The 277-nt window shown below is 36.5% G+C and carries 1 protein-coding gene; it reads left to right on the forward strand.

Features of this window, described 5'->3' with window-relative positions; all coding sequences use genetic code 11:
* Positions 1 to 277, forward strand: a 277-nt coding sequence (locus R0J87_RS19955; protein ID WP_498888427.1) for a hypothetical protein, incomplete at both ends; no start/stop codon positions are given.

Consider the following 277-nt stretch of genomic DNA (forward strand, 5'->3'; position numbering starts at 1 on the left):
TTTCAACCAAAACGATTTTAAAATTAATGCTGCTGCATCTACATTGAGTACAGATGGATATGCAGCGAGCGAAAAAACGATCAAGGCAACTTCTGAAAAGCAAAAAGAATTGTCATACAAAGGCGTTGTGATGACTGAAAAAACGCCATCAGCAGGAAAAGTCTATTATGAAAGACTGGCTTTTCCATTGAAGAAAATTGAAAAGAAGAAAACAGGCTATGGATTCATGAGGGAAATTGATCTTCACTATGAAAATGAAATTGGCGGCAGCATTAAG

Source organism: Halomonas sp. SIMBA_159 (assembly GCF_046536035.1).
Lineage (GTDB): Bacteria > Pseudomonadota > Gammaproteobacteria > Pseudomonadales > Halomonadaceae > Vreelandella > Vreelandella venusta_A.